Source organism: Mycolicibacterium cosmeticum (genome assembly GCF_000613185.1).
GTDB lineage: Bacteria > Actinomycetota > Actinomycetes > Mycobacteriales > Mycobacteriaceae > Mycobacterium > Mycobacterium cosmeticum.
The window spans coordinates 1,304,015-1,317,168 of the sequence record NZ_CCBB010000003.1 but is presented as its reverse complement, the minus strand read 5'-3'; the positions used below and the strand labels follow the sequence as shown (position 1 = coordinate 1,317,168).

The 13,154-nt window shown below is 69.6% G+C and carries 7 protein-coding genes; 1 reads left to right on the top strand and 6 read right to left on the bottom strand.

What is annotated here, in order from left to right; translation table 11 throughout:
• Positions 1-25 precede the first annotated feature (25 nt).
• The gene (locus BN977_RS25505; protein ID WP_036402446.1) at positions 26-766 is read left to right on the top strand and encodes an SDR family NAD(P)-dependent oxidoreductase; all 741 of its coding nucleotides are present in this window, start codon (positions 26-28) and stop codon (positions 764-766) included.
• A gap of 70 nt (positions 767-836) precedes the next feature.
• Here BN977_RS25505 and BN977_RS25500 read toward each other — a convergent pair whose 3' ends face one another.
• From BN977_RS25500 to BN977_RS25475, 6 genes are all read right to left on the bottom strand, one after another.
• Positions 837-2,111, bottom strand: coding sequence for a S8 family peptidase (locus tag BN977_RS25500; protein ID WP_036402443.1), 1,275 nt, complete (start codon positions 2,109-2,111; stop codon positions 837-839).
• A gap of 2 nt (positions 2,112-2,113) precedes the next feature.
• Positions 2,114-3,520, bottom strand: a complete 1,407-nt coding sequence (locus tag BN977_RS25495) for a radical SAM/SPASM domain-containing protein (RefSeq protein WP_036402440.1) — start codon at positions 3,518-3,520, stop codon at positions 2,114-2,116.
• Positions 3,513-3,809, bottom strand: coding sequence for a hypothetical protein (locus BN977_RS25490; RefSeq protein ID WP_036402437.1), 297 nt, complete (start codon positions 3,807-3,809; stop codon positions 3,513-3,515). Before BN977_RS25490 ends, BN977_RS25495 begins: the two co-directional genes overlap by 8 nt.
• A 117-nt stretch (positions 3,810-3,926) precedes the next feature.
• On the bottom strand, positions 3,927-4,694 hold the full coding sequence (locus BN977_RS25485; RefSeq protein WP_051561897.1) for a LuxR C-terminal-related transcriptional regulator: 768 nt from the start codon (positions 4,692-4,694) through the stop codon (positions 3,927-3,929).
• A 111-nt stretch (positions 4,695-4,805) separates the two neighbouring features.
• A complete protein-coding gene (locus tag BN977_RS25480; RefSeq protein WP_036402434.1) occupies positions 4,806-7,880 on the bottom strand; it encodes a hypothetical protein in 3,075 nt (1,024 codons plus the stop codon).
• Complete coding sequence (locus BN977_RS25475; protein ID WP_036402431.1) at positions 7,880-12,997, bottom strand: hypothetical protein; 5,118 nt, start codon at positions 12,995-12,997, stop codon at positions 7,880-7,882. Before BN977_RS25475 ends, BN977_RS25480 begins: the two co-directional genes overlap by 1 nt.
• Positions 12,998-13,154: the final 157 nt, after the last annotated feature.

The window sequence follows — 13,154 nt, the reverse complement described above, 5'->3', positions numbered from 1 at the left end:
ACGACACCAGAACGGAGCCCCGATCATGGGACAACTCGACGGCAAGACAGCATTGGTCACCGGCGGTACGTCAGGCATCGGCCTGGCGACGGCCCAGCGGCTCGCCGACGAAGGCGCCTACGTCTTCATCACCGGCCGTGACCAGACCCGCCTGACAGAGGCGGCCCAGAAGATCGGCGCCCACGGCGTGCGCAGCGACATCAGCAAGCCAGAAGAACTCGACGCGCTGGCGGCCGAGATCGCCCAGCACGGCAAGGGACTGGACATCGTCTTCGCCAACGCCGGCGGCGGCGACTTCGCCACCCTGGCCGACGTGACGCCACGGCACTACCGGGACAACTTCGACCGCAACGTGGCCGGCACGGTGTTCACCATCCAGAAGACCCTGCCACTACTCAACGAAGGTGCGTCGATCATTCTGGCCGGATCCACCGCAGCCTCCGAGGGCACACCGTCCTTCGGGCTCTATGCCGCTTCCAAGGCGGCCATCCGGTCGCTGGGCCGCACCTGGGCCGCCGAACTCGCCGACCGCAAGATCCGGGTCAACACCATCGTCCCCGGCCCCATCGAGACGCCCGGCCTCGCCGGCCTGGCCCCCGCCGATCAGCAGCAGGCCCTGCTCGACGGCATGGCGGCCAGCGTGCCGCTCAAGCGCGTCGGCCGCCCCGAGGAGATCGCGGCGGCGGTGCTGTTCCTGGCGTCGGACCAGAGCAGCTTCATGACGGGTGCCGAGCTGGCCGTCGATGGTGGGCTGATCCAGGTCTGATCGCTCGTGTGTGTGCGGTCTCATCCGCCGGCGACGGCGCGTCGCGGATGACATCGCACAAACAGCGCGCCTATCCAATCGACGCGAGCAGCCGGTCCAAGTCCACCCGGCCGCCACCGAACCGGATGTCGACCCCCGGGTCCCCCTCGTCGACGAGGCTGGCGAGCACCAGTTCGGCGGCGGCGCGGGGCCGAGTCGCCGGGTCGTGGGCCCGCAGCCCGGACAGCACAAGCGCGATCAGTCCCGCGACGTGCGGGGTGGCCATCGAACTCCCAGGCGAGGACAGGTACTTGTCACCCGGGATGGACGAGATGATGTCGACGCCGGGCGCCACCATCACCGGGACCGTGCGGGCCGGCACCGAGGCGAAGCGCGATGCACGGGTGCTGCCGTCGGTTTGCGCCACGGTCACCGCGCTCCAGTTCACGACTTCGCCGCCGCTTGAATCCCACACCGCACCGGCCCGGTCGTGCGCGCCGACGCACACCAGGATGCCGGCCGCGTCATCAGCCGGCACCGTCAGGTAGTTGGCCGGCGAACGAGATTTGGCGACACCAGCAACATCGAACTCATTGCCCACCGCCGCCACCACGACGACACCGTCCTTCAACAGCGCCTCGACGGGCGCGGCCCATTCCTCGTGCAATCCCGGCCAGCCCAGGGAGATCGAGACCACCTGACAGTGTTGCTCTGTCAGCCACCACAGCCCTGCGCCGATACCCGCCACCGAGCCTTCGTTCGACTGCTCGAGTACCCGCGTCACCGCCAACTCCGCCGCCGGCGCCATCCCGCGCGCCTTCCCGTCCGTCGGCTGCCCGACCAGGATGCCCGCGCAGTGCGTGCCGTGCCAGTGCGAGAACGTCGGCACGGCTTGACTGTCCGGCAGCGCAGACCCGTCTGGATTCTTCTGCACCTGCTTCACCGCTGATTTGTCGAACTGCGCGAAAGCGCTCAGCCGCTGTTCGGCCACCAAGTCCACAAACGCCGGATGGGTACTGTCCAGGCCGCTGTCGGCGATGCCGATACGCACCCCTTGTCCGCGGAAACCCTTGTCCCAGAACCGGCCGGCATCCAACCCGTCCGGACCGATCCCCCAGTTGTCGTCGTTGTCGACCGCGCTGGCACCCATCGCCCCGGGATCGAGTGCGAATTCGATGGTCACGTTGTCGAAGACGTCACCGATCAGGTCCTGGCCGGCCGCGTCCACGAGCTCCTTGGGGACGAGCAGCGTGCCCGGCGCAATCAGCTTGCCGAATCCGGTGATCGGCGGGATCACATCCGGTGACAGTTGCACCAGCCGGTCGCTGCCCGACCGCACCTGAAACGAACGATCCCCCCGCGACATCGTCATTCCGCAAGCGCCAGCGGCTGCAGCTCCGGCAGCGGGATGACCTGGCCGATGGTCTCCACCGCCGACTGGATCTGGAACTTGATCGCCTCACACGGCGACTTCTTGGTGCCCATGAACACGCGTGGATGGGAACAGCCACCCATGCACAGTGGCAGCACCGGGCACGATGTGCAGGACGGGTAGATGAACGGCGACATCAGCTGCCACTTCTGCGCGATCGCGGTGCCGGTCATGTCCGAATCAACTTGCCGCACATTGCCCATCGCCTCGGCCGCCACCCCGACGCTGTCCCAGCAACGGCTGATGTTGCCGGCCGGGTCGATCACGAACAGCGCGCCGCTGGTGGCCCCGCAGAAGTGCTTCTTGGGGGTGAGCCGTCGGACCATCATCTGGGCGGAGTCGGGCAGCTTGGCGAACATGCTCTGCTCGAAGCGGGCGTATTCGGAGCGCGTCATCACCTCCGGGCTCTCCTTGACCCGCGGCGGCGCGGCGGAACCGACCACCGTCAGCGGCAGGGACTTGATCGCCGGTTTGAAGCGCTCCCCGTCGGTGCCGGTGACGCAGCCGGCTTCCCCGTCCAGGTCGTCGGTGCGGGCCAGATGCGCAATCCGGTGCAGATCGTGTTCGCGCAGCACGTCCAGGATGCGCGTGATGTCGTCGGCGTTGGTGCGATTGACGTTGATACGCAACGTGATGTGCAGATATTGTCGCGCATCGAGCACGTTGCGCAGGATGGTCGACGGCGCGCCGTCGGGATCCAGCACCCCGCGGCTTTCCGGCCCGTCGTCGACGAGCGCGTCGAAGGAGATCTGCGCCGACCGGATGCCGACCTCACGAAGCCGCTCGGCCGTGGCCCGATCCAACAGGGTGCCGTTGGTGATGATGCCCATCGGCTCGAGCGTCCCGCCGGCCTCCTCGATGGCAGTTCGCAGCCGCACCGAGAGATCCACCACGATGTCGACGGCCAGCAGCGGTTCCCCGCCGTACCAGGTGCAGTCGACGGCCTTCCAGCCCTCGGCCACCCGGGCCCGGACGTACCCGACCGTGGCGTCCTGGGTCGCTGCGGACATCACCCGGTCGGTCCGGTACTCGTTTTGATAGCAGTAGGTGCAGGCCTTGTTGCAGGCCAGTGTCGGGGCGATGGTGAGGCTCATGGTGTCACCGGTCGCGCGGCCGTTCTGGTAAACCGAGATCACCTGCTGCAGCTCGTCACCGCGATGCAGAAAACCCATGTCTAGCAGTCCCGGGGTGTCCGGCGTCGCGACGACCGGCCCGGTCTCCTGGAGAGCGTCACCGACCGCGGCGGAGAACCGGGCGAAGCTGCCGGTGCGCGCGTTGTAGCCGACCCAGCCGTCGTCGCGGCGTACGAACGAGTTATACCGCGACCGTTGCAACTCACTCATCCATGACCTCCTCGTCGACACCGAAGCGGATGACGCAGGCACCGCTGCAGGTGCCCTTGCCGCCGCAACCCTTCCCGGCACACGGTGCGGCACCGCTGACCCCGGTCCCGTCGTCCGGTGTCGCGATGATGTTCTGGATGGTCACGTCCCCGGGCGCCAGGCGGTCACCGTTCTCCAGGCGGGTGACCAGCAGGGTCTCCTCACCGAGCCGAACGATCTGCGCGACCCCGGTTTTCGCGGTGAAGGTACCGGAGGGAAAGGAGGAATCTGACGGTGCGGACTCTGACATTGCGGGCTCCAGGATTCTGCCGGGTGGGTCTGGGTCGTGTTCCATCATCGGCCGACTTCGCGGCGGCGGGATCGGCCTTGTATGCCGATAAACGATGGAGGTCGAGGTGGAGGCCGGTCATCCATCTTTTCTCCGCCTCGGCGCATCCGACCGGTCGGACACCAGCGACAGCAGCGGCGGCGACTCATCTCCGTGGCCGACCAGTGTCAGTGCAGTGCAGGTCTTTTCGGCCGAGCATGCTCCGCCGCACCGATCCGGGGCGACCGCTGACGCGATCTCGTAGCGACGGCCCAGCTCGAGCTTGGCCAGGATTGAGTGGATGTGCGTCTTGACGGTCGACTCGGCGATCGTCAGGCGGGTGGCGATCTGACGGTTGGTGAGACCGCGCGCAGCCAGACTGGCGACATCGCTCTCCCGGGTGGTGAGCGGGATCGAGGACCCGCCGGGGCTGACGACGGGCGTCTCGGCACGCCAGGCCTGCATCAGTGCGGCGGCGATGCGCGGGCTGCAGAACGACCGGCCGTCGGCCGCGCGCTCGGCGACGGTGACGATCTCGTCCAGCGTCTGATCGACGTCGACGAATCCCGTCATCCCCAGCTCCGCGGCGCGGACCAGGGTGTCCAGATTACTGTCGGTGCGGATGTCGATGGCGATCCCGATCGTCGGCAGGTTCGGGGCGTCACGGTGCAGCGGCTCGAGCAGGTCGAGCAAAGCGGGCAGGCCGAAGTCGACCAGCACGACGTCGGGCCGGCGGGCGGCCATCGCGGCGAGCGCCCCGGGCGTGCCGGCCTCGGCGCGCAGCGTGAGCCCCGGTTGCGCGCCCAGCGCGGCGGCGACGGCTTCACGGTAGGCGCGAACCGACGCCACGAGAACAACATCGAACATCGTCGCACTGCACCTTTCGGACACACATGGATTTCCCTGCGGAACAACGGCTGTCGCCAGTCTCGCTCGTCGCGGCACCGCAGAACGCGCGTAGCGCTCTACCTGTCTTCGCTACCCCTGCACGGGGTGCCGGGTCAGCGGGCCGGCCTGATCGAGCGGGTTGAGCAGCATCGTGGCATAGCCGGCGACGTCGGCCAGCCCGTCGCGGACACGCACAGTCGCGGAGGTGAACTCCCACCCGTCGCCGGGCGGCGCAGCGACCGGATCCACCACGATGTCGGCGTCCCCGGGCGCCAGCGACCGCAGTTCGCCGTCGCCCATCACCCGCCACAGGTACAGTCGCCACGGTTTGACCTGCAGCGTGTGTTGCGGCGGCAGGTTGCGCACCGTCAACGCCACCCCGGCCCCGTCCCGCCGGACCTCCACGTCGAGATCGGGCGTGGGTGCCGTGGTCATCGCGATCACGGGCGCGCTGGGGGCGCTCCAATCCGCCGGTTGTGCGTCGATGAGCCCGGCGGTCGTCACGATGGGTGACGGTAGCGGTGCCGCACCGGGCTCCGTCGACACCTCGGCCGGGTAGCGCACCTGGGCGGTCACACCGAGCGGCACGAAAGGCGGTAAGGATGCCAGCTTTTCGTCCGGGACCACCGCAGTGTAGGTATCGGGCGTACCGGCCACCTCGACAAGATGCCCCTCGTCGACGGTGCTGCCGTACAGGTAGGAGGTCGCCGCAGCGGTGCAGCGCACCCGGTACTCCGGCGGCGACTGGCTGCCCAGGCGTTCGATGACATGGGCGTTGATGCCGTGCGCCTCGACCTGCACCCGTACCGAACCCCCGCCGGCGTCGACGCGGACCAGAGGCGCCGGGGGCTGGTCACCGCCCGGCACGGCCGCCGGCGTCAACCCGCAGGCATCGAAGTTCGCCTCCACCTGGGCCCCGGTCAGCGGCACGATACGCAGGAACTGCAGTGTCTGAAGGGATCCCGGCAGCGTGTGGGCGAAGCGCACGGTGCCACCCGCAGGCAGGGGCGCCGGGGTCAGCAGGGTGAACGATTCGCGCGCCATGTGTTGGTGCTGATGGTCATACAGCGCGGCGGCCCGGGTCGCGCGGTTGGGTGAGGCCGGGAACACGTGCAGCTGGGCGGTGACAACCCGCTCATCGGCCAGGTACACGTTGTAGGCAGCGTGGCCCGGCTCGGTGGGCCAGCTCAAGTCGATCTGGGCCGCCCCGACCGGATCACGGCGCGAGGACCAGAGCAGGCGCGGCGCGGTGCTCAGCGGCGTGGGCCGGCGGGGATCCACCACGTGCACCTTCGCCGCGGTCGAGCGCTGCTCGGTGTCCGGGTTGAAGACGACGGTCACCGACTGATCGCGCACCTGACCGAGTTGCGTTGGCGCGGCAGGGAAGCTGACCTGCAACCGGTCCTCGGGGAACGGCGCATCGTAGGCTTGGCCGTCGATGCTCACCCGGGTGATCGGCGGCGTGCCGGGTCCCAGCGTGTCCGGGGCCGGCACGTCGACGGCGACGGTGATGGTCCCGGGCACGCGCAGCCCCGGGGGTGCGTCGCGCAGGGTGTGGTCGGCGAGGAAGTAGGCTTGTGGCGCGGGCGGCGGCAGCAGGGGGCGCGGTGGCGGCACCGCATCCAGCGTGCCGGGCGGCCCCCACCTGCCGAACTCGTCCGATTCGGCGACGTACCAGGCCACCGGGCCCTTCGCGGCGGGCACCGTCGAATCGACCAATGCCCCTTGGCATCCCGTGTTCAGTTCGCGGCGTCCTGCCAGCAGCGTGAGGGCCCGCGGGGTGCCGTCGACGTCGATGAAGGCGTGCTGGGACGCGACGGCACCGTCGACGGTCCGGGTGAACGCGACCGGCCCGGCGGGCGGGGTTCCGAGCAGCGCGATGTCCTGACGGTAGATATCCGTGCCGCCCCAGGTGGGCGGGCCGTCCAAGGCCGGGGACGGCGCATCGGGCAGGTCCGGCAGCGCCCCGATCACAGCCGGGGTCACCAACGTCAGCTTCACCACGCCGCAACTGTTCAGCAGCTGCTGATCGACCGGACGCTCACCGGCCAGCGCCACCCACGGGGCGAGGGTGGGCTTGTCCGGGCCCGCGGCATTCATGGTCGTCACCAGGTCGGCCACCGTGGTCCCCGCGGCGACCCGCGCCGCGGGGTCGGCCGCCCAGGTTCCGACGGCGATCCAGCCGACCGGCACGGAGTCGTCGCTGATATCGGCGTCGACGGGCGTGGACAGCCCCAGCCACCGGGCGATGCCGGGATCGGCGGCCGCGGTGATCAGCGTCTCGACACTCCCGAGCTCGGTGGTGGCTTTCTGTTCGACGTCCCGGATCTCCAGCGGGGTGACATGCCGGCCGGGGTAGGACCCCGGATCTGCGTAAGCCCGCTCCAGCAGCAACTGCACCGAGGTCTCGCCCACCCCGTCCAGCAGTTTCTGCACCCGCGCCGCCTCGTCGCCATCGGTGTCGGTGGGCACCTCCTGCGGTCCGGTGTGCCACGGGGCGCCGCGGGTGACACGGTCCATCCCGCCGCCGGACCCGTCGACCGGGTCGGCCCACTCCGACACTTGTTCCAGCGGCAGGCCGATTCGGATCCTGTTGTCGTAGTCGATGTGCTCGCGGGTGGCCAGGCCGGCGTCCAGCCCGATCACCGACCGCACCCTCCCCTCTCCTGTCAGCCGGATGCGACGTATCCGGGAGGCGGCCAGCGCGAACGGTTTCTGGCTGCGTGACACCAGGATCCGCTCGTGAGCCCCACCGGTCCGCCCGACCACCGAGAGCCGAACCGGGCTGTCCTCGTCGACCTCGACGCGGATCCAGCTGATCCAGGGATCCTTCGTGCCCACCGCTTCCTGCAGTTCGACGATGTCGCCGTACAGCGGGCGATCCGGTTTGACCGGGACGTCGAGATCGGTGCCCAGCGACTGCGGCACACCGTCGTCGTCGTAGACCCACCAGTGCACCAGCAGTGGTCGCACCAGGGAGCCGTTGCCGGGATCGATCGCCTGGGCCCGCAGCGGCAGGAAGGTGATGCCGCGCAACGGGAACCCGACCGCGGGGTTCACCCAGGCCCGCAGTTGCGCACCGGGCGCGACGTACGGGTCGGTGTCCACACGCATACCGAGGGTGGAGACCCGGAACAACGCCTCCGGGGTGAAAGCCTGGCGCATCACCGGACCGCCTCTCCTTGTGCAGGGCTGATCGCCGCGCATGTCGCGGACTTGGCTGTGCCGGCGTCGGTGTAGCCGAGGCGCAACGTGACTGGCGCTCCCGCCGCGATCTCGGTGGGTGCGGCGGGGACGAACAGGTAGCGGCACTGCGCGGCGTCGCCGTAGCGCCGGGCGAAGCTCACCCCGTTGACCTGCAGTCCGGTAATATCGAGCCGCCCGGGCCGGGACAGCGGCTCGGGTGACTCCACCAAAACCCCGGCCAGCAGGGCGGTTCCGGCGGTCCACAGCAGCGAGGTGCGCCCCGCGGTCGGCAACGGCCAGCCGTCCAGGCCGAGCCTCGACAGCGCCGCGGCGTAGGCCGCGTCCGAGATCTCGGGTGCGGGCAGCGCCGCGGGGGTGACGCCGCGCTGCCCGTGCGGTGCGCCGGCCGGATTCGTGAAGCCGAGGTCGGCGATCTGGGCATCGGGAGTGCGGTAGCGCGACGTGCCGAAGATGATGCCGGGCAACGGATCCGCCGGTGGTGCGTCGGGCTGGCCGGCGACATGGTTGGGCACGAAGACGACGTTGAGCTGATAGGTGGCCGACGGCTGCAGCGCGTCGGTGGAGGCCTTCAGGCTCGCACCGGATTTGGGCACCGGGCAGCTGTGCGCCTGGTCCACGTCCAGATAACGCTTTCCGAGCGGGTCGAGGACGGCGGTATCGATGAGATCGTGCCAGTGCGCCGGGCTCAGCGCCACCAGCCAGGGGGCGGGCACGGTGGCGCTGCGCGGGGGTCCGTCGGTGCGCACACACCTCAGGTCCAGCCGGTACCCGTAGAGGCCGGCCAGTTGGTCGACCTGATCCTGGTCGAAGTTCGCGACGAGATCGTCGGCCAGATACCAGTGCTCGGTGCGATCGCCGGGGCTGTAGCTCTTGAGGTAGCGGGCCAGGTACTCGGTCTTGAACACCGCCTGGGTCCACGCTGCTTCCCGCCAGGCCAGTTCGGGCCGGGGCGGGTGGTGCACCACGACGGCACCGGGCGCCGGACGTTTGGCGGTGCGGAACCAGAATTCCTGCGCCGGTTGCGGGTACGGGGTGGGCGCGCTCGATTGTTCGGTCTGACCGGTGACCTCCGTGGTGACCACCACCTTGTACAGCGCATCGGCGCTGAGTTTCAGCGGTGTGCGGAACTGCGGGTCGGCGTTGTTGTGCTTGTCGGTGGTGGCCGCCGCCGTAGCGGCGCTCGTCGCGGCGGCCTTAGCGTCACCGAAGGCGGCCCAGGTGGTGGCGTGCACGCCCAGGATCGTGATGCGTTGCAGTGGTGAGTAGGTTACGCGGGCGCCTCGAGTCGACGTCGGCGCGCTGTAGCCGACGCGCGACCGTCCACCCGGCAGATCGGCGGCCCCGGTGTAGAGCCACGCCGCACCCGAGTCGATGTCGACCACCGAGATCTCGTCGCGAAGCTCGGGGAACGTGCCGTCCACGATGACCCACAGCACCGCCTCGCGCAGGCTGGCGTCGGCGGTATCGGCGACCACGGTCGCCAGGATCCGGCCATCGTCACGTAACGCCTTGAAGCTGTCGTTCAGAGAGAGGTATGACCACACGAAGGGCAGTGCCAGGCCGGCGGTGAAAGCCCGGCCCTCGACGTCGAGTTCGTCGACGGGGACGATCGCGGCGGGCCTGAACGTCAACGGGGCGGCCAGTACCCCGGCCATCCCGGCTTCGCTGAGCTGGACTCCGTTGCTCCACCGGCCGATGGTGACGGTCGCGGTGAACCGGGAGGCGTGCACACCCGCGTCCGGTGCCGCGGGCAGGGTCCACCCCTCGCCGGTCGGCCGGGCCACGTCGCCGAGCGCCCAGCCCGCGCCGGCCCGGTGGGGCACGCGGCAGGCCGTCGAAGTCGTACTGACCGGGTCGACACCCGGTGCGGTATGGGCGCCGCCGTCGTTGCGGCGGTGCGCCCAGAGGTCCGAGCGATACGTCAGCAGCGCCAGTTCTCGTGCCCCGGCTGGGTTTCCGGCGCCGCCGGCGCCGGCCTCGGCCTGTTTGGGCTGCTGCCAGGCGGCCTCGAGACCGGTGGCGAGCAGCACCGGGGCGCCGCCGTCCATGCGCCAGAGTTCGACCCCGTTGAGGTGATGGGTGTAGCGCAGTTTGTCATTGCCGGTCTGGCCGCTGGCCTGCAGTCCGTCGGCCCCGACGAAGGCCGTCTGTAGTTTCGTGACGTCGGGGCCGAGATCGAATTGCAGGATCGGCACCACGTCGGGCCACACGGTGGGCGCCGCGTCCGCTGTCGACGCGGCCTGCGCGACCTCGACATAGTGCCGGTCCGACAGCGACATCTTCGTCGCGCCCCAGGGGCCGGGTGGCGGTGCGACGGCACCGAGTTTGTCGGGACCGATGTGCAGGTTCACACAGCCCTCGATCTCGGTGAACCATAGATCGATGCTGCCGCACACCCGGAAGTCGGCGGACAGGAACGCCCCGGGCCCGAGTTGCAGGGCGAGGTCGGCGTGGGCGCCGATCGAGAAGGGCCCGAGGTGCAGTGCACCCCCGATGCTGCCCTGTCCCGCGAGAAACCATGGGTTGGTGGCCATCCCGACCGCGGCGCGGGCCGAGAGCTGCAACCAGACCGGTGGCAGGCCCCAGTTGACGTCGACGGAGAATCCGAACCCGATCGCCGGGCCGGGCAGCTTCATGGTGGAGTTGCCGAGGTGATCCAGGTTGTCGCCCTGGATCATCAGGTAGGCCGAGGCGCCGATCTTGAACAGGTCGGGAAGCACGGTGGCGGTGATCGGCCCGGGTTCGCGGCCGGCTACCCCGTCGGAGCCCAGCCGGAAGTACCACGACGACGGGTCCGCAAAGGGCAGCTGGGCATCGAGCGGGACCTTCACCTCCACCAGCCGCGGCGGATCAGCGTCGATGGCAAGGTTGCCACGGGCGCCGACGGTGATCCCGTCCTCGTCGACGACGATCAGTCCCTTGAGGGGACCGTTGTTCTCGGTGTTCAGGAAGTCCGGCTCGTGCAACACCCGGGCGTTGACGGCCAGCCGGAAGGCGACATCGGGCACGGTGACCAGCAGGTTACCGGTGGCACTGAAGGTGTAGGCAAGGTCGTAGACGGTGCCGACCCCGGCCTGCAGGCCGAGCATCATCGCCCCGGCGTCGGGCACGGTGTCCGTCGGCGTCCATGCGAGTTGGTTCTCGACGAAGTCGCCGCCGGCGGGCAGCGTGGGTCGCATGTTCAACCCGAACATGCCGCCGAGGCTGTAGAGGCCCAGACCGGTGGGCCCCAACGGAATCGGGCCCGGCAGCGAGCCGACCACGTCCAGCAGGAAGCTGTCCCCGCCGCCGTAGACGAAGTACACCCGGGCACCGACGCCCAGCGGCGAGCCGATCCGGCCCCACAGGTCGGCGCTGAACCCGGTGTTCGTGATGTTCGCGGCGCCGTGTCCGCTCAGGGCCGGGGTGTCGATGTCGACCCCCAGTCCGCGCAATTCGACATCGGGTGTGCCTGCACCGGCGGCTGTGATCCGGACGGTGGCGTTGCTGACGGTGATCGGGCCCAAATCGACCTTGAACTTCAGATCGATTTCATACCAGAGCGATCCGTGCCCGGATCGGGTTCCGATGATGTCCAGCAGTGACCCGGGCGACTGCACCCGCCAGGCGCCCGGGTCCTCCACGTCCAAGGTGGCGTCGTCGAAGCTGAGGTGTATCGACGCGAGGTCCTGGCCGGTGGTCTCGACGGCCACGTTGCGGTACCGGATCCGCATCGGTCGATCGGCGGCCATCTCGATCCGCATCGCCCCACCCACATCGAACGTGTGCACCAACACGTCGACGAGGTAGTCGATACTCAGCCGCACCGCCTGGCCGCTGCCCGCGGTGGACAATGCCACTGCCGCCCGGTCGATGACGACGGTGCCGCCAGGGTCGAGGAAGACGCTCGCCCCGGCGGCCGCTGTGAGCAGCTCGTGCAGCCAGATCCCGGTTGCGTCCCCGCCGGGGGACGGCGAACTCAGCGAGGAGTCCGCGATCAGGGCGGTGGCCAGCGCAGCGGCGGTCACCACCACTTTGCCCACCGCGCTGGTACCGGCAGCCTTGACCAGCCCGTCGGGCCCGGCGGCGTCGACCGCGACCTCGAAGGTCACCGAGGCCTCCGGCTGCAGCGCACGCGAGCAGCGCACCCGGACGGTCAGGGGGTCGCCACCGGCCAGGGTGAACGAGCCGCCGGGCGCCGGCTCGTGGCGGCCCGCGATGGGGAACTCAGCCGTCGCCTCGATGGCCGTCGGCAACAGGTCGGCGAGGGTGGACGCGGCGGGATCCTGCCACTCCATCTGGACCGTGATCTCCGGTCGGTGCCCGGCGGCGGCGATCGTCGCCGTGGCGGACGCGTGCAGCCCGCCGGACGCGGCCAGCGCGAGGTCGAAGTCGACCGCATGCCCACCGATCAACGGGATGTCACGCGGGATGTAGAGCTTCGCGTTCGGGATCGCCACGCCGGTCCACGCGGCCGACGGTGAGCCCGGTGCGGACGCGGTAGTGCTGTCGTCGACGATGATGCCGGCGGGAAGTTCGATCCCGAAGCCGCTGCCGCCGAACAGGATCTGTGTCGGGGTGGGTTGCAGGACGAACACATCGTCTTGTGGATCCTGGCCGAGTTCGAACTTCAGCCAGGTGATCGCCGCGGGCACCGTCGGGGTGCCGCGCACCCGGAGGCAGAGATCGGCGTGCATGTCGACCGGGTCGCCGGTCTTCGTCAGCCACTCCCGCGGCGTTCCGCCCTCCGGGTCGGGTTCGGTCTCACGTTTCGCCGCGAACAGCACGGACCCGGGATCCACGAACGTCAGGACCTTGTCGACGCCGGGAAGATGCTGGAGCAGCAGGTCCAGCTGGAAACCCGCGCCGGGCAGAGCTTTCCACCGATAGGGTACTTCGGGTCCGAACGGGGCCAGGTCCACGGTGAGGAACCCGAACAGCTTGGTCTTGACGCCGCCCTGGGCTTTGCCGGTATGCGTGCCGTCGCCCAGGACCGGACCGGGTGTGTCCTGCAGTGCGGAGAGCAACGTCTCCACCGGCGGTGGAATCGCCACACCGTGGCGGGCGGGCGCGATCGCTTCGAAGAGGCTCGTCATGTCGACACCATGGCGCCATCGTGTCGTCCGCTGCGGCCGTGTCCTAGCGTAGTGGGCTACTCGGATTGCGTTCTGCTCACGGCCATGTGATGCCACGAAGTTCCGAGTAGTGCACTACTCGTGTCAGCGCCGCGCGCCGGTGCGAATGTGACAGCAG

Excerpts from the sequence above, each read along its gene's own strand:
- BN977_RS25485 (WP_051561897.1), bottom strand. The coding sequence starts at position 4,694 with ATGTTCGATGTTGTTCTCGTGGCGTCGGTTCGCGCCTACCGTGAAGCC.
- BN977_RS25500 (WP_036402443.1), bottom strand. The coding sequence starts at position 2,111 with ATGTCGCGGGGGGATCGTTCGTTTCAGGTGCGGTCGGGCAGCGACCGG.
- BN977_RS25475 (WP_036402431.1), bottom strand. The coding sequence starts at position 12,997 with ATGACGAGCCTCTTCGAAGCGATCGCGCCCGCCCGCCACGGTGTGGCG.
- BN977_RS25495 (WP_036402440.1), bottom strand. The coding sequence starts at position 3,520 with ATGAGTGAGTTGCAACGGTCGCGGTATAACTCGTTCGTACGCCGCGAC.
- BN977_RS25480 (WP_036402434.1), bottom strand. The coding sequence starts at position 7,880 with ATGCGCCAGGCTTTCACCCCGGAGGCGTTGTTCCGGGTCTCCACCCTC.
- BN977_RS25505 (WP_036402446.1), top strand. The coding sequence starts at position 26 with ATGGGACAACTCGACGGCAAGACAGCATTGGTCACCGGCGGTACGTCA.
- BN977_RS25490 (WP_036402437.1), bottom strand. The coding sequence starts at position 3,809 with ATGTCAGAGTCCGCACCGTCAGATTCCTCCTTTCCCTCCGGTACCTTC.